The 20,949-nt window shown below is 48.1% G+C and carries 19 protein-coding genes; 13 read left to right on the top strand and 6 right to left on the bottom strand.

Annotated features, from left to right (window positions below):
• Positions 1-353 precede the first annotated feature (353 nt).
• Positions 354-1,115 (top strand): DNA repair protein, encoded by a 762-nt coding sequence (locus L4D12_RS18070; RefSeq protein ID WP_428449225.1) that lies wholly within the window; start codon positions 354-356, stop codon positions 1,113-1,115.
• 129 nt (positions 1,116-1,244) lie between these two features.
• Here L4D12_RS18070 and topA read toward each other — a convergent pair whose 3' ends face one another.
• Complete coding sequence (topA, locus tag L4D12_RS18065) at positions 1,245-3,899, bottom strand: type I DNA topoisomerase (protein WP_428449224.1); 2,655 nt, start codon at positions 3,897-3,899, stop codon at positions 1,245-1,247.
• 595 nt (positions 3,900-4,494) lie between these two features.
• Here topA and L4D12_RS18060 point away from each other — a divergent pair.
• Positions 4,495-4,740, top strand: a complete 246-nt coding sequence (locus L4D12_RS18060; RefSeq protein WP_428449223.1) for a YciN family protein — start codon at positions 4,495-4,497, stop codon at positions 4,738-4,740.
• Between the two features lie 56 nt (positions 4,741-4,796).
• On the opposite strand, the gene L4D12_RS18055 is transcribed toward L4D12_RS18060, so the two are convergent.
• Both L4D12_RS18055 and sohB read right to left on the bottom strand, forming a co-directional pair.
• Complete coding sequence (locus tag L4D12_RS18055; RefSeq protein WP_428449235.1) at positions 4,797-5,219, bottom strand: DUF805 domain-containing protein; 423 nt, start codon at positions 5,217-5,219, stop codon at positions 4,797-4,799.
• Between the two features lie 9 nt (positions 5,220-5,228).
• Positions 5,229-6,290 carry a protease SohB gene (gene sohB / locus L4D12_RS18050; RefSeq protein WP_428449222.1) on the bottom strand — a complete coding sequence of 354 codons (1,062 nt, stop codon included), beginning with the start codon at positions 6,288-6,290 and terminating at the stop codon, positions 5,229-5,231.
• Positions 6,291-6,574: 284 nt separating this feature from the next.
• Here sohB and L4D12_RS18045 point away from each other — a divergent pair, with 284 nt between their 5' ends.
• Positions 6,575-7,336 (top strand): YciK family oxidoreductase, encoded by a 762-nt coding sequence (locus L4D12_RS18045; RefSeq protein ID WP_428449221.1) that lies wholly within the window; start codon positions 6,575-6,577, stop codon positions 7,334-7,336.
• A 72-nt stretch (positions 7,337-7,408) separates the two neighbouring features.
• Here L4D12_RS18045 and rluB read toward each other — a convergent pair whose 3' ends face one another.
• From rluB to rnm, 3 genes are all read right to left on the bottom strand, one after another.
• Positions 7,409-8,617, bottom strand: coding sequence for a 23S rRNA pseudouridine(2605) synthase RluB (gene rluB / locus L4D12_RS18040; RefSeq protein ID WP_428449220.1), 1,209 nt, complete (start codon positions 8,615-8,617; stop codon positions 7,409-7,411).
• A 117-nt stretch (positions 8,618-8,734) separates the two neighbouring features.
• The gene (locus L4D12_RS18035; RefSeq protein WP_428449219.1) at positions 8,735-9,358 is read right to left on the bottom strand and encodes an L-threonylcarbamoyladenylate synthase; all 624 of its coding nucleotides are present in this window, start codon (positions 9,356-9,358) and stop codon (positions 8,735-8,737) included.
• The gene (gene rnm, locus L4D12_RS18030; protein ID WP_428449218.1) at positions 9,355-10,248 is read right to left on the bottom strand and encodes an RNase RNM; all 894 of its coding nucleotides are present in this window, start codon (positions 10,246-10,248) and stop codon (positions 9,355-9,357) included. The genes L4D12_RS18035 and rnm overlap by 4 nt, the downstream gene beginning before the upstream one ends.
• A 312-nt stretch (positions 10,249-10,560) precedes the next feature.
• Between rnm and aroF the strand changes: the two genes are divergently transcribed.
• The 10 genes from aroF to yciA all read left to right on the top strand — a co-directional run bounded on the left by aroF (position 10,561) and on the right by yciA (position 20,817).
• A complete protein-coding gene (aroF, locus tag L4D12_RS18025) occupies positions 10,561-11,574 on the top strand; it encodes a 3-deoxy-7-phosphoheptulonate synthase (RefSeq protein ID WP_428449217.1) in 1,014 nt (337 codons plus the stop codon).
• A complete protein-coding gene (locus L4D12_RS18020) occupies positions 11,571-13,154 on the top strand; it encodes an anthranilate synthase component 1 (protein ID WP_428449216.1) in 1,584 nt (527 codons plus the stop codon). Before aroF ends, L4D12_RS18020 begins: the two co-directional genes overlap by 4 nt.
• A 13-nt stretch (positions 13,155-13,167) precedes the next feature.
• Positions 13,168-13,785, top strand: a complete 618-nt coding sequence (locus tag L4D12_RS18015) for an aminodeoxychorismate/anthranilate synthase component II (protein WP_428449234.1) — start codon at positions 13,168-13,170, stop codon at positions 13,783-13,785.
• An 18-nt stretch (positions 13,786-13,803) separates the two neighbouring features.
• Entirely contained in the window at positions 13,804-14,814 is a 1,011-nt protein-coding gene (trpD, locus tag L4D12_RS18010; protein WP_428449215.1) for an anthranilate phosphoribosyltransferase, read from the top strand.
• 2 nt (positions 14,815-14,816) lie between these two features.
• On the top strand, positions 14,817-16,187 hold the full coding sequence (trpCF, locus tag L4D12_RS18005; RefSeq protein WP_428449233.1) for a bifunctional indole-3-glycerol-phosphate synthase TrpC/phosphoribosylanthranilate isomerase TrpF: 1,371 nt from the start codon (positions 14,817-14,819) through the stop codon (positions 16,185-16,187).
• 14 nt (positions 16,188-16,201) lie between these two features.
• Positions 16,202-17,392, top strand: coding sequence for a tryptophan synthase subunit beta (gene trpB / locus L4D12_RS18000; protein ID WP_428449214.1), 1,191 nt, complete (start codon positions 16,202-16,204; stop codon positions 17,390-17,392).
• The gene (gene trpA / locus L4D12_RS17995; RefSeq protein WP_428449213.1) at positions 17,392-18,195 is read left to right on the top strand and encodes a tryptophan synthase subunit alpha; all 804 of its coding nucleotides are present in this window, start codon (positions 17,392-17,394) and stop codon (positions 18,193-18,195) included. Before trpB ends, trpA begins: the two co-directional genes overlap by 1 nt.
• A 188-nt stretch (positions 18,196-18,383) precedes the next feature.
• The gene (locus tag L4D12_RS17990; RefSeq protein WP_428449212.1) at positions 18,384-19,613 is read left to right on the top strand and encodes a dicarboxylate/amino acid:cation symporter; all 1,230 of its coding nucleotides are present in this window, start codon (positions 18,384-18,386) and stop codon (positions 19,611-19,613) included.
• 251 nt (positions 19,614-19,864) lie between these two features.
• Complete coding sequence (locus L4D12_RS17985) at positions 19,865-20,404, top strand: septation protein A (protein WP_428449211.1); 540 nt, start codon at positions 19,865-19,867, stop codon at positions 20,402-20,404.
• Between the two features lie 14 nt (positions 20,405-20,418).
• Entirely contained in the window at positions 20,419-20,817 is a 399-nt protein-coding gene (gene yciA / locus L4D12_RS17980) for an acyl-CoA thioester hydrolase YciA (RefSeq protein ID WP_428449210.1), read from the top strand.
• Positions 20,818-20,949: the final 132 nt, after the last annotated feature.

Raw genomic sequence — 20,949 nt, 5'->3', positions numbered from 1 at the left:
TCAAGCTAAATTGACACCGAAACAGGTGCGGTTTCACTCCCGAAAAGCGAGTTGTTTGGGCGAGCACAAACTTCTTGAGATAACTTGGGTTTATTGTGTCAATACAATTATATATAACATTACTTTATATATTGATTGCCGGAATATGCCTAGTGTTTGTTGGCAAATATCCTATACCGGCCATCATTTTTCGCTAAATTTTAACGACCATAGCCACCCGGTATTTTTCTTACACTATGATAAAAATACTCTCGATTCTTGCCGCAAAAATCATCACGGTGCTATGCCCTTATTATGAGATGGTGTATCTTATAGCCTTCATGTAAGCACAACCGCGGATGGTCATTAACCCTATGAGTATGCCACTAATTATTGGCCTGGTGAGTCTGTTGCTGATTCTGATCGTTGGTTACAACATCATTATCCAGTACCGACAAAAACTTGAAAGCAGTAAACAACAAGAATTGGCTAAATATATCGCCATTATCGACACGACTGAAGAGCTCATCGGAAATGCTCACCACCTACCGTACACTAAAGAATTACTAGTATGCCTAAATCGTCGGGTACTTTTTTCGCTAGAAAGTATGAGAGAAACGGATCCCACGGATAAGTCATTACCACACCGGATCAACAATGTCGCAGAGCAAATTCGTCAGCTACAAGAAAGTTACTCGAATAATGATGTTGCCAGTTTCAAAGTACCCAATACAGACAAGCAGGCTATCGGCATGCTTCAGCTGGTTAAACGCTTAAAGAACGTTATTAAGGGTGAGCACAGTAAAGGCCGTATGCCGACGCAATCATTCGTTGCAGAGAACGCGCGGCTTGAAGGTATCCAGCTTCGGATTAATATCGAAAATGTGATAAAACGCGCGAATGATGCCCGAGTGAAGCGTCAGCTTGGCACTGCCAAACAACTTCTCAAGCGAGGTCTTGAGGTGCTGGCAAGCAAAAATGATAACTATGCCAATCAAGCGCGTGAAAAACTCACGCAAATGCTGAATGAAATAGACAATAGCCAAAACCGCAGTAATGAACAAGAGCGCCAGCAAATGATCGAAAAAGAGCAGGACGAACTCGACGTGCTCTTTCAGCCCAAACGTAAGTGGTGATCAGCTAGCGTTCCAACTAACATGGCCATCGTTGATGGCCTTTTTTCTACCTACTCATTATCGATCATTTACCGCTCTAACATTTTATGCAAAAAAAACCGCCTTTCGGCGGTTTTTGAGATTTCTTACTTATTCGCTTTCTTTATCAGCGTTGTCTTTTTTAGGCTTCTTACGCTTATCGGTAATTTCCCACTTACCGTCAATGTATAAGCCAGTCCAACCTGATGGTTTACCATCAACTTCTGAACGAACATAGTTTTCTTTGGTCTTGCGACTAAAGCGAACAACGGCTGGAAGTCCATCTGGATCATGAGTAGGCGCTTCAGTCAGATAGATAAACTTCGGCGACAAGCGATCTTTAAAGCGAACCAACTCTTCCACTAATGGTGCACGGGTTTCTCGCGATTTAGGAAAGCTACTCGCTGCCATAAATAGACCAGATGCGCCATCACGCAGCACAAAGTAAGCATCAGGATCTTGGCTGCATGGCAGCTCAGGCAGATGAACAGGATCTTCTTTTGGTGGTGCAATTTCACCATTTTTCAAGATCTTACGCGTGTTCTTACACCCTTCGCCAGTACAACCCATGTACTTACCGAAACGACCGTTCTTAAGCTCCATGTCCGAGCCGCACTTCTCGCACTCGATCACTGGGCCTTCATAGCCTTTCAGCTTAAACTCACCTTTCTCTACCACGTAACCATCACAGCTTGGGTTATTACCACAAACATGCAGTTTACGATCCTGATCGAGCAAGTAAGCATCCATCGCGGTACTGCACTTTGGACAACGTTTTTTAGCACGTAGCGCCGCGGTTTCAACATCCTCTTCGAGCACATTGACTACACCGTCTTCATCACCCAAATTGATCGTTGTTTTACAACGTTCTTTCGGCGGCAATGCGTAGCCAGAACAACCGAGGAAAACACCCGTTGATGCGGTACGGATCCCCATCGGACGATCACAAGTTGGACACGCAATATCGGTCAAGACGATATTGTTTGGCTTCATACCGCCTTCAGCTTCATCCAGCTCAGCTTTTTCAAGCTCTGAGGTAAAGTCACTGAAGAACTTATCCAATACTGCTTTCCAGTTCGCTTGGCCTTCGGCGATTTTATCGAGATTACCTTCCATTCGGGCAGTAAAGTCGTAATCCATCAGATCTGCAAAACTCTCATCCAAACGATCAGAGACAATCTCACCCATCTTCTCAGCATAAAAACGTCGCTGATCAACACGGACATAACCGCGATCTTGGATAGTCGAGATAATTGATGCATAAGTCGAAGGACGACCAATACCACGCTTCTCGAGCTCTTTAACTAATGCGGCTTCAGTAAAGCGCGCTGGCGGCTTCGTAAAGTGCTGCTTAGGCTCCAGAGATTCAAGGTTCAGTATTTCACCCACATGAACCATAGGAAGCGTTGTGTCATCATTTTTGCCTGATGGACGCTGTACCAGTGTCCAACCGGCAAAACGTAATGTACGTCCCTTGGCTTTTAGCGTGAAATCACCGGCCTGAACGGTAATGGTGCTTGAATCATAATTGGCTGGAACCATCTGGCATGACACAAATTGACGCCAGATTAAGTCATACAACTTAACTGCATCTTGATCCATGCCTTCCAGATTCTCGGCTTTCACATCCACACTTGATGGGCGAATCGCTTCGTGTGCTTCCTGAGCATTACCTTTACTGCCATACACATTAGGCTGCGCTGGCAGATAATTCTCACCGTATTCCGCGCCAATAAATTCACGCGCTGCTTCAACCGCTTCTTTTGACAAATTGGTTGAGTCTGTACGCATGTAAGTTATATAACCGGCTTCATACAAACGCTGAGCTAGGCCCATGGTGCGCTTTACACCATATCCCAAACGGGTACTCGCCGCTTGTTGCAGCGTCGAGGTTATGTAAGGTGCCGATGGTTTACTGCTGGTTGGGCGATCTTCACGATCAACCACCTTGTAGGCCGCTTTCTCAAGCAAGGCGTTTGCCGCCATGGCTTCGGCTTCATTCACCGGACGGAAAGCTTTACCCGCCTGCTGGGCAACCATCAAACGCAGAGCTTCGCTAGCTGACGTTAACGTATTGGCATTGATATCCCAGTACTCTTCAGGGTCGAACGCTTTAATTTCACGCTCTCGCTCAACAATGAGTTTTACCGCCACAGACTGAACACGACCAGCTGACAAACCGCGTGCGACTTTTTTCCACAATAACGGCGAGACCATAAAGCCAACCACGCGGTCAAGGAAACGTCGCGCCTGCTGGGCATTCACACCATCAATATTAAGTTCACCAGGCTGTTCAAACGCCTGCTGAATTGCATTTTTGGTGATCTCATTAAAAACTACTCGCTTATAACGCGCTTCATCGCCACCGATGAGCTCACGAAGGTGCCACGCAATAGCTTCTCCTTCGCGGTCCAAATCGGTTGCGAGATAAACATAGTCAGCATCGGCCGCTAGTTTCTGTAGTTCATTAACAACTTTTTCTTTTCCAGGTAGCACTTCGTACTGCGCTGCCCAATCGTTATAGGGGTCAACCCCCATTTTACCGATCAGCGACTTACGGTCTTTTTCTTTTTTGATAAGTGCTTTTTCTTCCGCACTCAGCCCTTTGCTCGAGGTCGCAGCAGCTTTTTTGCCTGTACTACGCGCACCAGTTGGTAAATCACGCACGTGACCTACGCTTGACTTTACAATGAAGTCCTTACCCAAGTACTTATTGATAGTCTTCGCCTTGGCTGGGGACTCCACAATAACGAGAGATTTACCCATAATAATTTTATTACGTCCTCGTGCTTAAATATTCACAAAAAACAAACCCTTGCGTACCAAGCCATCTTGGCTACACAACAATTTTGGTACACCAAACTGATTAAGTAACTATTCAAATTGCTGTACCCAAGCGGATTGAGAACAACGTATGGATAACTAGTTACGTAATGTCATTGGTATTTACATATTGGGCTACAATCCTAGAAGGTCAACTGGTTTTTGACAAATCGAAACTGTTTGCTCGTCCCTTCTCCAGTTGTTAAAGCTGTGTTGATTTTTATAATAACACCATCAACACGTCGTTTCTTTGACCATCAAATCGGATATTTTCCCTCTTTTATATACGTAAAAAATAGTTCAGTTCCCAACGGGCGGTAATGATTACCACCTCGTTACCAATTTGGCTATAAAAAACAGCAAATTTTCGTCACCGCTCACAGAATTTGGCTCTTCAATGACTTAGCTAGCTACTCTTTATACAATTTTGTACCGAACAATGGCTCTTCTCAAAATTTGTCTTCACCGCTTAACTTCAATACACTGTTATACCCACCTGACACCCGTCAGGGCGACATTATGGAATCAAGAGAACGTCATGAGCACCAAACAATCCATTTCCCGCGATGATATCCTGCTAATTGCCAATCAACTTATCCAAGACCATAAAGGTTACCAAGACGGTATGCGAGCCACTTCAGTTGAAGAACAAGCTGGCGTGCTAATTTTCAAAGGCGAATATTTTCTTGATAGCGATGGCCTACCAACAGAGAAAACAACGGCTGTTTTCAATATGTTTAAGTTCTTGGCACACAAGCTGTCACCAGAGTTTACACTTGCTTAGGCTAACAACTAACAGCCCCGCACTCGCGGGGCTGTTTTTACATAGGATGGATACAATCACATCTCAATGGTGATACTGTCTTTAGGTTCATCATCATGCGAACCGCCTGATGACGAAGGGGGACCACCTCGGCCTTTTGGATCGGGACCGTACTGATTTGCACCTTTGGTACCCTCTAAAATACCTAATTCAATAATCACAAAGATAGGCCCAATGACGGGAACAAACGTTAAAATAATCCACCATGCGCTCTTATTTCTATCATGCAATCTCTTGATATTCAGAGCCAATGATGCCCAAAATACAAACCCTAAGATCACCATCGATAGAACATCGAGTAACGGATTATTGGTTAAATTTTCAGGTGTGGCATACAAGAATACAGGTAATGATACCAGCAGCACGGGTACACTATACAACCAATAATCACGACGTCGCATCCGCCCCGCAAATGAAAACAGAGCCCATTTCTGGTTCATCATAATTCCTTACATGATTGGACGCTGACCGCGACTAATCCACTTCAGTAACAAATTATCCGCCGCATCACCGGTTACACCCGCTAATTTTTCTGCTAATTTTTTACGCTGAACATAACGGACTTGAAGCACTTCTCGATCTTTACATGCCTGGCTGATGAAATCATCACTGGTGCCAATTTCATCCACCAAACCGAGTGCCACGGCTTGTTTACCAAACCAATGCTCACCAGTCGCAACTTTTTCAAGATCGAGATCTGGACGATGAATGGCAATAAAATCCTTAAACAAACCGTGTGTTTCTTCAATTTCGGTTTGGAATTTTTCCCGCGCTTTATCGGTATTTTCACCGAACATCGTCAGCGTACGTTTAAATTCACCTGCGGTGATTTGTTCAAACTCAATATCATTCTTTTTCAGTAACTTATTGAAGTTTGGTAGCTGGGCGATCACGCCAATCGAACCGACAACAGCAAACGGTGCAGAGATGATTTTATCTGCTACACACGCCATCATATAACCACCACTGGCGGCAACCTTGTCGACTGAAATCGTCAATGACACACCTGCACTCTTCAGACGATCCAACTGAGAAGAAGCCAGGCCATAGCCATGAACCATGCCTCCACCCGTTTCAAGTCGGAGTAACACTTCATCACCTTCAATGGCAACGGCAAGAATCGCCGTTACTTCTTCACGCAATGCAGCGACTTCTCGGGCATCAATACTGCCGTGAAAATCCAACACAAATAAACGTGGATCGCGCGTATGAGATAGATCGCCCTCTTTAGCCGCCTTCTTCACTTCATTCTGACGGGCTTTGTGTTTCTCTTTTTCTGCTTTCTTTTCTGCTTTATCGCGTGCTTTTAGCAACGGCTTATCGAACAAATGAGACTCTAACTGATACACAGTGTCCTTGTATTGCTCTGTAAGATCCGTTACTTCAAGCTCGCCTTTCTGTGCACCATGATGGCCCTTCAATCCTTTAATAATCACAAGAATACTAACAATGGCGATCACCACCGTGGCAATTTTGGCTAAGAACAGCCCATAATCAAACAAAAAATCCAATGTTGAGTCCTCATTTTTGATGTCACCCTATTGTAACCACGTTGTCACCCATATCGCTATCGCAATATACCTAAGTTAATCCAAGACATTGCATTCAAAGTGTTCTCCGCGCTTATAGTTCAAGAAAAATACTGCAAGCCTCCCTCCGATTTAAGGGGAGTTAACTCGGCAATCAGCACACTAAATCACTGCCAACAGACAAGATTTATTCTCGCTCAAACACGCATATTAAGGTCGCTTAGGTATACAATAGGATAATGAAAAAACCAATAAGGATGTAAGGCGTGGATTATCAAACCGCTGAGAACTCATTGAAAGAGAAAGTTATTCTGGTAACTGGTGCAGGTGATGGTATTGGCCGTCAAGCTGCTATCTGTTATGCAGCCCATGGTGCAACCGTGATCTTACTTGGCCGTACTGTCAGCAAGCTAGAAGCTGTTTATGATGATATTGAGAAATTAGGTTACCCACAACCAGCCATTATTCCCATGGATTTAATGGGGGCGACCAAGCAGCATTACCTTGATATGGTTGATACCATTGAAGGCCAATTTGGCCGTTTAGACGGTGTACTACTCAATGCTGGCATACTAGGGGTACTCAGCCCGTTTGATCAAATTGGTGAAGATTCCTTCGATGATGTCATGCAAGTCAATGTGAAATCACAGTTCTTACTGAGTCAAGCCGTGATGCCATTGGTAAAAAAAGCAGAAAATGGCCGCATAATATTTACTTCCTCCACCGTCGGCCATAAAGGTCGTGCTTTTTGGGGAACCTACGCCATGTCCAAATTTGCCACTGAAGGAATGATGCAAGTGTTGGCTGATGAATTGGCAGGAACCAATGTCCGTGTTAATGCAATCAACCCTGGAGGTACCCGTACTGGTATGCGAGCGACAGCATTTCCGGCCGAGGACGTTTCATTACTGAAAACCCCATCCGATATCATGCCACTCTACCTGTATCTGATGGGACCTGAAAGCCAGGCGGTACACGGCCAGTGTATTGATGCTCAACCTAAACGTACTACGAGTACGACAAACTAACCATTCTTACCAATATTATTGAGATGCAAAAAAAGCAGCCATCTGGCTGCTTTTTATATTAACTGTTCGCACTTATTTACGGCTACGAGGTTTTGCTGGCTTATTCTTCAGCGGATCACGGCGGTTTGCTGCATTGCCTGACGGCTTACGACGAGCACCTTCACCGGCTGGTTTACAACGTGAGTCATCACCTGTTGGTTTACGACGCGAGTCATTACCTGCAGGCTTACGACGTGAGTCTTCGCCTGTTGGTTTACGACGTGAGTCGTTGCCTACAGGCTTACGACGTGAGTCGTTGCCTACAGGCTTACGACGTGAATCTTCACCTGTCGAACCACGGCGCTGACGTGGATTCTGATCTTGACCCACAACTTCCGCATCATTACGACTAGAAGAACGACGTGAATCTTGACGCCCCCCACGACGGCCACGACCAGTATCATCACTGATACGCTCTTCGTGACGGCGTACAGCACGACGGATTTGACGCACACCACGCTTGCGCTTCTGACCTTCAACCGTCAGTACCGTTTCTGATTCTGCTGGCAGCTCAACCGTTTCACGTAAGTAGTTCACTTCCTTCAGCTCAAGCTCCATCCATCCACCACGTGGCAGATCTTTGGTCAGGAAGATATCACCGTAACGTACACGCTTTAGACGACTAACTGTTACGCCTTGTGAATCCCACAGACGGCGGACTTCACGGTTACGGCCTTCAGTGATCACCACGTAAAAAGTATGGTTCATACCTTCACCGCCGGCGTATACCACATCTTCAAAACGTGCCATACCATCTTCCAGTTCGACACCACGAACCAGATTACGTACCATCTCTTCTGTCACTTCACCGAATACACGCACCATGTACTCACGCTCAACTGAACGGCTTGGGTGCATCAAACGGTTTGCTAGCTCACCATCGGTGGTGAACAATAATAAGCCTGCGGTGTTGGCATCAAGACGACCAACCGATACCCAACGGCCATCACTCAGACGCGGCAAACGGTCAAATACCGTACGACGACCTTCTGGGTCATGACGAGTACACAGCTCACCTTCCGGCTTGTTATAAGCCAATACGCGGCACACTTCATCTGACGTTGATACCAGCTGAACATTATGGCCATCAATACGTACACTGACAGACAAATCTTCTAAACGGTCACCCAGCTTAGCAACTACACCATCGATACTGACGCGACCCTGTTGGATCATCAATTCAATTTCACGGCGAGAACCCTGGCCTGAACGTGCCAGTACCTTTTGTAATTTTTCACTCATAAGACAAACCTTTGTCGCCTTCACAGGCGTCGAAATATCATCGCACTTTAAGCCATCTTAAAGTGGCGGAGAATTATGCCAAAACCAGCACAGAGTTACCACTTAAAACGGTTTTCTTCACGACTCAAATGGCGAGGGATCACCCGCACCGATGCGAACAATATCCATTCCATCATTACTAAAATCTATCACCGTCGTTGGTTGTTCACCCAGATAACCACCATTAATGATCAGATCCACCGCGTGTTCAAGTTTGTCACGAATATCATCCGGATCCGATTCTGTGGTTTCGTTTCCAGGCAGAATCAATGAGGTCGACATCATCGGCTCTCCCAACGCTTCAAGCAACGCCAGCGCAATCGCATTATCAGGAATACGAATGCCGATAGACTTTCGTTTTGGGTTCATCAATCGGCGAGGGACTTCTTTAGTACCTTTAAAAATAAAGGTGTACGCGCCTGGCGTGTTATTTCGTAATAAACGAAACGCAGCATTATCAACCCGTGCATAGAGGGATAGCTCTGACAGATCTCGACACAACAGGGTGAAGTTGTGTTTATCATCCAAACGGCGGATCTTACAGATACGTTCTAACGCTGACTTGTTCTCTAACTGGCAGCCAAGTGCATAGCCCGAATCGGTTGGATATACAATCACACCACCATTACGAATCATTGCAACCGCTTGGTTGATTAATCGCACTTGGGGTGTTTCAGGGTGAACATAAAAAAACTGGCTCATTCTTCCTCCATCGGAAGTTGACTGCCCGCAGGCACTTCCACATCAATGCGCTTCTTTTCAACGCTCCATTCATGCCAGACCTCAGAAACACCTTTCGGTAACCAGAGGTTACGCCCAAGTTCGGTCCATGGAGAGGCATAATGGAAATCAGAGCCCTGTGAAGCGAGTAATTTGTATTCTATTGCATAATCCCCCAGCAAGCGTCTCTCCTGCTGAGATTGCTGTGGCAACGACACTTCCATGGCGTCCCCCCCCGCTTCCGTAAACGCGGTTAATAAGCGTTTTATCCACTTTGCGGTCATATTATATCGCCCTGGGTGGGCTAAAACAGCCTGCCCGCCCGCTTGCTGGATCACAGCAACAGCTTCGGCAATTGAGCACCAATTAGGTGGCACATAACCCGGATTATTGCGCGTTAGATACTGTTTAAATACGGCTTGCATCGTCTTGGCATAGCCCTGTTCAACTATCCACTGGGCAAAATGGGACCGGGTTAATGTCGCTCCTGCCGCAATAGCTTTTGCGCCCTCCAGCGCACCCGGCATCCGATTTTTTTCAAGCCGCTCTCCCATTAACTGAGCGCGATCTTCTCGCCGCTGTGCCTGTTCAGCAATCAGCTGGGTCAACGCGGGATGATGAGGGTCAATATTCAAACCAACAATGTGAATATCAAAATTATGCCAAAGCGTCGAGATTTCAATACCTTTGATTAGCGTCAATGGCAAATTTTGTGTATTGATCGCCAGCTCAGCAGCCTCAAGTCCTGCCACCGTATCATGATCGGTGATAGCCAATACATCTACCCGGCGCTCTACCGCTCGGGCAACAAGCTCGTCCGGAGACAACCGGCCGTCAGACGCCGTCGTGTGGCTGTGTAAATCAAATAACATAAATTAAATTCTTGACTTTATTTTCATGGACTAGTTTACTAGTACGCAGTTACTGACTATGACACTTTCTAACGTCACAGGATATTTACATGGTACAGCAAATTCATCATCAACTCTGCGCTTTCTTCTCTTGGTGCTGGCACTTCCCACTGCGGGTTGTGTGATTTGCTGCGCCTGTAGGCCAACAATACCAACCCGCAACTGTGCGGGTTTTTTTATGCCTTTTTTTCAATGATACCGATTTAATCACCCATTTAGCACGATGCGTCAGGCCAAGAAGATGCCCTCACGCATTCACAAAAGGAAACCATCATGATTATCGTACTTAAACCAGATGCAACGGAAGCCCAGGCAAAAGAAATTCTGGCTCGCATTGAAACTGCTGGCCTCAAGCCTCTGTATATGCCAGGCGTTGAACGCATCGTACTCGGTGCCCTTGGTGATGAACGCGTACTGGAACGATTACATCTTGATGCCTACCCTTGTGTTGAACACGTTAAACCCATTCTGACCAAATACAAAATGGTGAGCCGTGAGGTGCAAGCCCACGATACTGTTGTTCGTTTTGGCAACGCCGCCATTGGCGGTGACAAATTCGCGGTCATCGCCGGACCATGCTCCGTTGAGTCAGAAGCGCAATTACTGGCTGTCGCGGAAGTGGTCAAACAACACGGTGCCGTAGCTTTGCGAGGTGGTGCATACAAACCACGTACCAGCCCTTATGATTTTCAAGGCATGGGTGTTGAAGGCCTTAAGCTGCTCAAGCTCGCCAATCAAAAACTGGGGCTGCCAACCGTTTCTGAGGTGATGGAAGTCAGCCAGATGGAAGCAATGTGTGAGTATGTGGACTGCCTTCAGATTGGTGCGCGAAATATGCAGAACTACGCATTACTCAAAGCCGTGGGTGAGAGTAAAAAACCGGTCTTGCTCAAACGTGGACTTTCCGCCACTATCGAAGAGCTGCTTCTGGCCGCGGAATACATCTATGATGCAGGTAACTCAAACATTGTCCTGTGTGAGCGAGGGATCCGCACCTACGAAACAGCCACCCGTAATACATTGGATTTGAATGCTGTTGCTTACCTTAAATTGCACAGCCACCTTCCGGTGGTGGTTGACCCAAGCCATGGGACAGGAGTCCGTGAACTGGTTATTCCGTTGTCACGCGCAGCGGCGGCGGTAGGGGCTGATGGTATCATCGTTGAATCACACCTTAACCCGTGTGAAGCCTTATCAGATGGTCATCAGGCGTTGACAGGTCCAATGTTTGAACAGTTGATGCAAGAGTTAACACCGTTTGTACAAGCGGCAGGGAGAACGCTGTGAATACTACCCCCCTAGGCATTGGCGAGCTGGAGCTCCTCAGCCTGGATGTACCCTATGTGGCGGATCCGACCGAGTTATATTACTCCGTCTGTGGTAACCGCCCCCATAACCTACTGTTAGAGTCGGCAGAAGTCGATTCCAAACAAGATCTCAAAAGCCTGATGCTGATCGATGCGGCGGTACGCATTGTCTGCAGGGGCAAACAAGTTCGCCTTGAAGCCCTGACAGACAATGGTCTCAATGTGCTGCAGACCTTAGAGCCCACCATCGGGACTGAGATTAAGGTGCAGCGCGACAGCACCTGCCTTATTTTGGACTTTCCAACCGCAGAACGCACCTTGGATGAAGACAGCCGCCTGCGTCAAACCTCGTCGTTTGATGCGCTGCGAATGATCCAGCATGCTTTTGATATCACCGGGCACCCGCGCGAGGCATTATTCCTCGGCGGATTATTTGCCTATGATATGGTCGACAGCTTCGAGCCACTGCCCGAGGCACAACAAGATAATCAATGCCCAGATTATCTATTCTATATTGCCGAAACCTTACTGGTCATTGACCACCAGCGCCGCAAAGGTAAGCTGCAAGCTACCTTATTTGGCGGTGACGAATACACTGCCTGTTATTTCGAGCTCAGCCGCCGTCTGCAGCACATCAAAGAAGCCTGCTTTGCACCAACCTCCGTACCGGCCGCCGAGCCGCTCGATACCTGCGAGCCGACAGTCACTGTCAACGATAGCGATTTTTGCCAACAGGTGATCAATCTCAAGCAACATGTGATCAATGGTGATGTGTTTCAGGTTGTGCCATCTCGCCAATTTATCCTACCGTGCCCATCGCCACTGGTCGCGTATAAAGAACTGAAAATGGGTAACCCAAGCCCGTACATGTTCTTTTTACAAGATGCCGATTTCACGTTATTTGGTGCCTCACCTGAAAGTGCGCTGAAATACTGCACTCAGACCAACCAAATCGAGATCTACCCGATTGCAGGCACGCGTCCTCGGGGTAAGAATCCCGACGGTTCAATCAACCTCGATCTGGATGGTCGTATCGAGCTTGAACTGCGCAGCGACATGAAAGAAAACGCTGAACACATGATGCTGGTCGATCTCGCGCGTAATGATGTTGCCCGCATTAGTGAACCGGGTACGCGTTATGTCGCCGATTTGCTTCAAGTCGACCGCTACAGCCATGTTATGCATCTGGTATCAAGGGTGGTGGGGCAACTCCGCGGCGATTTGGATGCACTGCACGCTTATCAAGCCTGTATGAACATGGGCACGCTGACCGGCGCTCCCAAAATCCGTGCGATGCAGCTGATCCGCGAGGTCGAGCAGCGCCGCAGAGGCAGTTATGGCGGCGCAGTCGGCTACCTCACCGGTAACGGCGATATGGACACCTGCATCGTGATCCGTTCAGCCTATGTCGAAAATGGTATCGCCAGTGTTCAGGCCGGTGCTGGCGTCGTGTATGACTCACAGCCACAAGCCGAAGCCGATGAAACGCGGGGCAAAGCACAAGCCGTGATCACCGCAATTCGTAAAGCCCATAGCCTGTCACCGTCGACAACGCGATAGAAGGAAGCCAATGATGACCCTACCCCATATTGTGTTACTCGATAATTTTGATTCATTTACCTATAACCTGGTTGATCAGTTTCGCACCCTTGGCTGCCCAGTCACCATCTACCGCAACAGCCTGAGTGTGGAGCAGATGGTGCAGGCTCTGGCTGAAAAGACCAATCCAGTTTTAGTGCTATCGCCCGGCCCGGGAGCTCCGGCAGACGCAGGCTGTATGCCAGCCCTGATCAAGAAAATGCAAGGTAAGGTGCCAATGATTGGCATCTGCCTAGGCCATCAAGCCATCGTAGAAGCCTACGGCGGTAAAGTGGCTGGTGCCGGTGACATTGTTCATGGTAAATCGGCCATGATGCAGCATAACGGTCATGCGGTCTTTGGCGGGCTACCCAGCCCGCTATCCATTGCCCGTTATCACTCGTTAGTTGCAAAAACTGTATCTACGGACTTAAACGTGATTGCAGACGTTGACGGACTGGTGATGGCCGTCGCCAATGATCAGGACAAAGTTTGCGGCTTCCAGTTTCACCCGGAATCCATTCTCACAACCCAAGGCGCTCAGCTACTGACCAATACGCTGAGCTGGGTGATGTCGTCCCCTGAAAGCACCAATAATCAGCCGACGAATTAAAGAAAAGGAAGACTAACCATGAATGCGACTATTGCGACCTTAACCAACAAGCTCTATGCCCAAGAATCTCTCAGCCAAGCTGAAAGTCAGATCCTATTTGATGCCATCATCAAGGGTGAAGTGGAACCCATCGTGCTTTCTGCCGTGTTAACAGCACTGAAAATCAAAGGGGAAATCCCAGCGGAAATCGCAGGGGCGGCCAAAGCGCTACTGGCGAATGCCACCCCCTTCCCCCGCCCTGATTATGACTTCGCGGATATTGTTGGCACCGGCGGCGATGGGGCCAATACCATCAATATTTCCACCACGGCAGCATTTGTTGCAGCGGCTTGCGGTGTCAAAGTAGCAAAGCACGGTAACCGTGGGGTATCGAGCAAATCAGGCTCATCTGATTTACTGGATGCTTTTGGTATCAACCTCGCCATGGCACCGGAAACGGCTCGCAAAGCCCTCGATGAACTCGGGGTCTGCTTTTTGTTTGCACCGGAATACCACGGCGGGGTTCGCCATGCCATGCCTGTACGTCAAACACTGAAAACTCGTACTATCTTTAATCTGCTTGGGCCATTGATCAACCCAGCCAGGCCAAACATCGAACTGATGGGCGTCTATGATAAATCATTAGTACGCCCTATTGCCGAAACCATGGCAAATATGGGCATGAAGCGGGCCGCCGTAGTACATGGCAGCGGATTAGATGAAGTCGCTATTCATGGTGAAACCACCGTCGCGGAAATCATCAATGGCGAGATCAAAGAATACACCCTGACACCGGCTGACTTTGGTCTGGACACCTACCCGCTTGAAGCGATCAAAGGTGGTGAACCAGAGGAAAACCGAGCCATTATCACCAATATTCTGACAGGCAAAGGCACCGAGGCCCAAGTGGGGGCTGTCGCGATCAACGTTGCCCTGCTGCTTCGTTTATTTGGCCACGATGATCTCAAAGCCAATACCCAGCAGGCCATGGCTGTCATGCAGTCCAGCAAAGCCTATGAGCTGGTCAGCCAACTTGCATCACGAGGTTAATGATGGAAACTGTATTAGCAAAAATCGTTGCAGACAAACACCTTTGGGTTGAGGCACGCAAGGCACAGCAGCCGCTGACCTCTTTCATTGATAGCCTGACCCCGAGCGATCGCAGCTTCTACGATGCTCTGTCCGGCGAGCAGGCCGCGTTTATTCTGGAATGTAAGAAGGCCTCACCCTCTAAGGGGCTGATCCGTCAGGATTTCGATCTCGATGCCATTGCCAAGGTCTACAACGGCCATGCCAGTGCCATCTCGGTACTGACCGATGAGAAGTATTTTCAAGGCAATTTCGACTTTCTGCCTGTAGTGCGCAACCAAGTCACCCAGCCGGTACTGTGTAAAGACTTTATGATTGACCCTTATCAGGTATATCTGGCCCGCCACTATCAGGCGGATGCCATTTTGCTGATGCTATCAGTGTTAGACGACAAGCAATACCGCGAACTTGCCGCCGTGGCAGAAACGCTGGGGCTTGGGATCCTGACCGAAGTCAGTAACGAAACGGAGCTTGAGCGAGCTATTGCATTACAGGCCAAGGTTGTTGGCATTAATAACCGCAACCTGCGTGATCTCAGTATCGATCTTAACCGGACCAAACAGCTGGCACCTCGCCTGCCAGCAGAAACCATTGTGATTTCTGAATCGGGCATCTATAACCACCAGCAGGTACGCGAATTATCAGCCTATGCCAATGGTTTTTTGATCGGCAGTTCACTGATGGCAGAAGACAACCTTGAGCTTGCAGTTCGGCGTGTCTTACTCGGTGAAAATAAAGTCTGTGGCCTGACCCACGCCGACGATGCCGCCGTAGCTTACCAACATGGCGCGGTATATGGCGGACTGATCTTCGTTTCCGGTTCAGCACGTGAAATAGCGCTTGAGCAGGCCAGACTGGTTATGAGCGGTGCCCCGCTTAAATATGTTGGTGTATTCCGCGATGCCGATCCCGATGCGGTCACCAAAGCCGCCAAGGCCCTGTCGCTCTCAGCCGTACAGCTTCATGGTGACGAGACCCCTGATTACGTCCAACACCTCAAAGCCCAGCTTCCAGCCGATTGCGAAATCTGGAAAGCCCATGGCATCACAGACAAGGTACCCAATTTTGCCCAATGGGATGCCGACAGGCACCTGCTCGATAGCAAAGTCGGTCAGCAATCTGGCGGGACTGGTGTTGCATTCAACTGGTGCCTGATCCCTGAATCAGAACGCCAACACCTCATGCTGGCTGGCGGCTTAACCCCAGATAATGTCTGTGAAGCCGCCCATCTTGGCTTCAAAGGACTAGATTTAAACTCCGGCGTCGAAACTGCCCCAGGCAAAAAAGACCCATCCAAATTGAAAGCGGCCTTTTTGGCTATTAGAAAGTATTAAGGATTGATAACACGATGAGCAAGTTAAACGCCTATTTCGGTGAATTTGGTGGGCAGTTTGTCCCGCAAATCCTCGTCCCTGCACTGGATCAGCTGGAAACCGCCTTCATTGACGCCCAGCAAGACCCTAGCTTTCAAGACGAGTTCATGCACCTGCTAACGGAATACGCAGGACGCCCAACAGCACTGACACAGTGTCAGAACCTGACGAAAGGTACCAAGACAAAACTGTACCTAAAGCGCGAAGATCTGTTACACGGCGGTGCCCATAAAACCAATCAGGTATTGGGTCAGGCACTACTGGCCAAGCGGATGGGCAAACACGAAATTATCGCCGAAACCGGAGCTGGACAGCATGGTGTTGCGACCGCCTTGGCCTGTGCCCTGCTTGGTCTGAAATGCCGGATTTACATGGGTGCTAAAGACGTTGAGCGCCAGAGCCCGAATGTATTTCGAATGAAGCTGATGGGCGCCACGGTAATCCCCGTTCATTCAGGCTCTGCGACCCTGAAAGATGCTTGCAACGAAGCGATGCGTGACTGGTCAGCAACTTATGACAACGCCCACTACCTACTCGGTACCGCTGCGGGTCCTCACCCCTTCCCGACCATTGTGCGTGAATTCCAACGCATTATTGGAGAAGAAACCAAGGCTCAGATCCTGAAGAAAGAAGGGCGACTGCCGGATGCCGTTATTGCCTGCGTCGGTGGTGGCTCCAATGCTATCGGGATGTTTGCCGATTTCATTGACGATGAATCGGTTGCGCTGATTGGGGTCGAGCCCGCAGGCATGGGCCTCGATACCGATATGCACGGCGCCCCGCTGAAACACGGTAAACTGGGGATCTTCTTTGGCATGAAAGCACCGTTGATGCAAGATAACCATGGTCAGGTGGAAGAGTCTTATTCTGTTTCTGCGGGTCTGGACTTCCCCTCTGTCGGCCCGCAACACGCTCACCTCAATGCCATTGGCAGAGCAACCTATGATGCGGTGACTGATGACGAAGCACTTGATGCGTTCCAGATCCTGGCGCGTAATGAAGGGATCATCCCAGCACTGGAATCAGCACATGCTTTGGCCCATGCCCTGAAAATGATCAAAGCCAATCCAGAAAAAGAACAACTCTTGGTTGTTAACCTTTCCGGCCGTGGTGATAAAGACATTTTCACCGTCCACGATATCCTAGAAGCAAAAGGAGCGCTGTAATGGATCGTTATCAAGCACAATTTGCCCGTCTGGCTGAAATCAACGAAGGCGCATTCGTTCCTTTTGTCACCATTGGCGATCCTAATCCCGAACTTTCGCTGAAAATAATTGAAACACTGGTAGACGCAGGCGCTGATGCCTTAGAACTTGGCATACCGTTTTCTGATCCGCTCGCGGATGGTCCGACGATTCAGAGCGCGACTATTCGGGCTTTGGAATCGGGCACCACACCTGCGGTTTGCTTTGAGCTGATTGCCACTATTCGCGCCAAGTACCCTGATACCCCTATTGGTCTGCTAATGTACGCTAACTTGGTGTTTGCCAATGGCATTGACAACTTTTATCACCAATGTGCCCAAGCCGGTGTTGATTCGGTATTAATCGCTGATGTACCACTCAACGAGTCTGCAGAATTTCGGACGGCGGCTGAAAAGCATGGGATCCATCCAATCTTCATCGCCCCGCCTAATGCTGACAACGCCACATTGCAAATCGTGTCTGAATTCAGCGGGGGCTATACCTATCTGTTATCACGAGCCGGTGTCACTGGGGCTGAAACTAAAGCGTGCATGCCGATCGGACCACTACTGGATAGTCTGAAAGCCTATAATGCGCCGCCAGCATTGTTGGGATTCGGCATTTCAGAACCCGCTCAGGTTAAAGATGCCATAGAAGCCGGTGCCGCTGGTGCCATTTCAGGCTCTGCGGTTGTAAAGGTCATCGAAAAAAATCTGGATAACGAGGATACCCTGCTGTCAAGTATGCATACCTTTATCAGCAGCATGAAAGCAGCAACACGATAGTGATATCAGCTATCCGATAGACGGTATGACCACATAAGTTACAGCATTATCGATTAAAGCCGCCGCTCTGGCGGCTCTTTCATATTTCTCCTATTACCTCATCACCACGTTTTATATTCTTTGCCACCATAAACACATGCCTGAAATAACGGACTACCCTTTGATCTAAGCAAGTGCAGCTGAGGTGTTTGATCGTGGATAAAGAAAAAGGGCTCTTGAACAACATCGGTATACAAGTCGTTATAGCCATGTGTGTCGGTACCCTCGTCGGGGCAATGATGGGGCATTCTGCCAGCATGTTCGCCCCACTGGGCAGTATTTTCATTCACTTAATCAAAATGCTAGTGATCCCACTGGTTGCCGTTGCCATCATCTCTGGGGCCGCTGGGCTCGGTAGCAGTCACTCGGCAGGAAAAGTCGGTCTGATGACCTTAGGATTCTTTGCCATCACATCCGCCGTGGCCGTCGCCTTAGCCTTAATGATGGGGGAAGTTTTCGAACCAGGGATCGGCATTGATCTTGCCGGGGTCGAAGGCATATTCTCTAGTGTCTACGCCGATAAAGGCGAACTCCCCACCTTCTGGACCACTATCCTGGGGATGATCCCCACCAATGTTTTCCAGTCACTTAATGATGCGAATATCCTACAAATTTTAGTGTTCTGCCTCTTCTTTGGTATCGCCCTGTCCAAGCAGGAAAAAGCACGCCGAGATCCCATCATCAATGGCGTCAATACGATTGTCGATGCCATGGTATGGATGATCAATGTAGTAATGAAAGTCGCCCCTTTGGGCGTATTTGGCTTAATGGCCGACGCCGTCGGTACCTTTGGCTTCAGCGCATTAATGGTCGTATTCAAATTATTCGTAATATATGTCGTCACTATTTTGATCTATGGCCTTCTTTTCTACCCCGCGATGATCAAAATCTTCAGCAATACTTCACCGCTCAAATTCTTATCGGTGATGAAAAAACCACAAGCGGTTGCACTCTCCACCGCATCCTCCATGGCGACCCTACCCGTGAATATGGAAGTCTGTGAGCAAGAGCTCGGGGTAAAAAACGCGACTGCTTCTTTCGTCCTGCCGCTAGGGGCCACCATCAACATGAGTGGTAACGCCATTTATTACGGTTTAGTGGCTATCTTTTTTGCCCAGATATTTAATATTGAATTAGGAATGGGGGCATATATTGCGATTATTCTCACCTCAACCTTAGGAGCAATAGGCCAAGCAGGCGTGCCAGGGCCGTCTTTTCTGGTGGTTGCCGTGCTCTTGGCGGCGGGGATCCCGATTGAAGGGCTACCACTGTTATTTGCGCTTGATCGAATCTTCGACATGATCCGTACCGCGCTGAATATTACCGGTGATGCAGCCTGTGCTGTGATTGTTGATAGTATGCTTGAGAAGCCGGAGTGAGAGAGATAGGAACGAGGGACTAGAAATAATCAGGGACGAGTTACACGAAGCGAGTAAAAAGTAGGTTCGGGAAAAGAGCAGGTGCGAAACAGAGATGAAAATAGACGGACAAGCAAAAAGAGACAAGTGGTAGGTGCAAGTAGCAGGTTACCTTAAGCGGAGAAAAACCGATGGCCTAATAGGGGGTGGCCTGCATAAATTCTGCGGTTAGTATACCATATACGAATAATGCACTATTAATGGTTCTATTCATGAAACAACTGATCGATTTTATCCCCCTAATTGTATTTTTTATTTTATACAAAACCAACGACATCTACGTGGCCACAGGGGCGTTGATCGCAGCAACAGCTATCCAACTGATTGTTACTTTCTTGCTCTACAAAAAAGTAGAAAAAATGCAGCTTATCACTTTTATCATGGTCTCTGTTTTTGGTGGATTAACGATTTTTCTGCACGATGCAAACTTCATAAAATGGAAAGTCACCCTTATCTATGCCATTTTTGCGATTGGTCTGGCCACTAGCCAGTATATGGGTAACCCATTGATAAAAAAAATGCTTGGTAAGGAAATTACCCTTCCAGAAGCGGTGTGGAATCGTATAAATAGTGCTTGGACACTGTTTTTCGTTGTATGTGCTATCGTGAATGTCTATATTGCTTTCCGCCTGCCATTGGATGTCTGGGTCAATTTCAAAGTTTTCGGGTTACTAATTCTGACATTGATCTTCACCCTCGCCACTGGCGGATATATTTATCACCATATGCCAAAAGAATCCGATTCAGAGTAGTGCAGAGTCGCCACATGACAGCAGAAAACAACATCCCTCGCGGGCAATTATTGCTTCGCACCCTTGCAATGCCAGCCGACACCAACGCCAATGGCGATATTTTTGGTGGTTGGATTATGTCCCAGCTTGATCTGGCCGGAGCCATTCTAGCCAAAGAGATTTCTGGCGGCCGCGTCGTGACCGTTTCCGTTGATAGTATTGCCTTTAAAGCCCCTGTTGGCGTCGGTGATGTTGTCTGCTGCTACGGTGAATGCTCCCGCATCGGCAATACATCCATGAGTATAGCTTTGGAAGTCTGGGTCAAACCAGTGGCCCATGACGATGTAGGTGAACGTTACCGAGTCTGCGAGGCAACATTCAACTATGTTGCAATCGATAGTAATGGTCGCCCTCGCCCAGTCAAAAAAGCATAGGAAATATGCACAATAAGCCCTAATGTCTAGTTAGGGCTTTTTTTTTGCTTTAAGATAGCTTCATCTATAACGCATTCGCCGTTTCTGCCCCTTTATTCTGACGTGATAGCACGTTACAGGCGTTGGCGAATA

The sequence above is a fragment of the Photobacterium nomapromontoriensis genome, assembly GCF_050336815.1.
GTDB lineage: Bacteria > Pseudomonadota > Gammaproteobacteria > Enterobacterales > Vibrionaceae > Photobacterium > Photobacterium nomapromontoriensis.
This window is presented reverse-complemented; position numbering and strand designations above follow the sequence as displayed.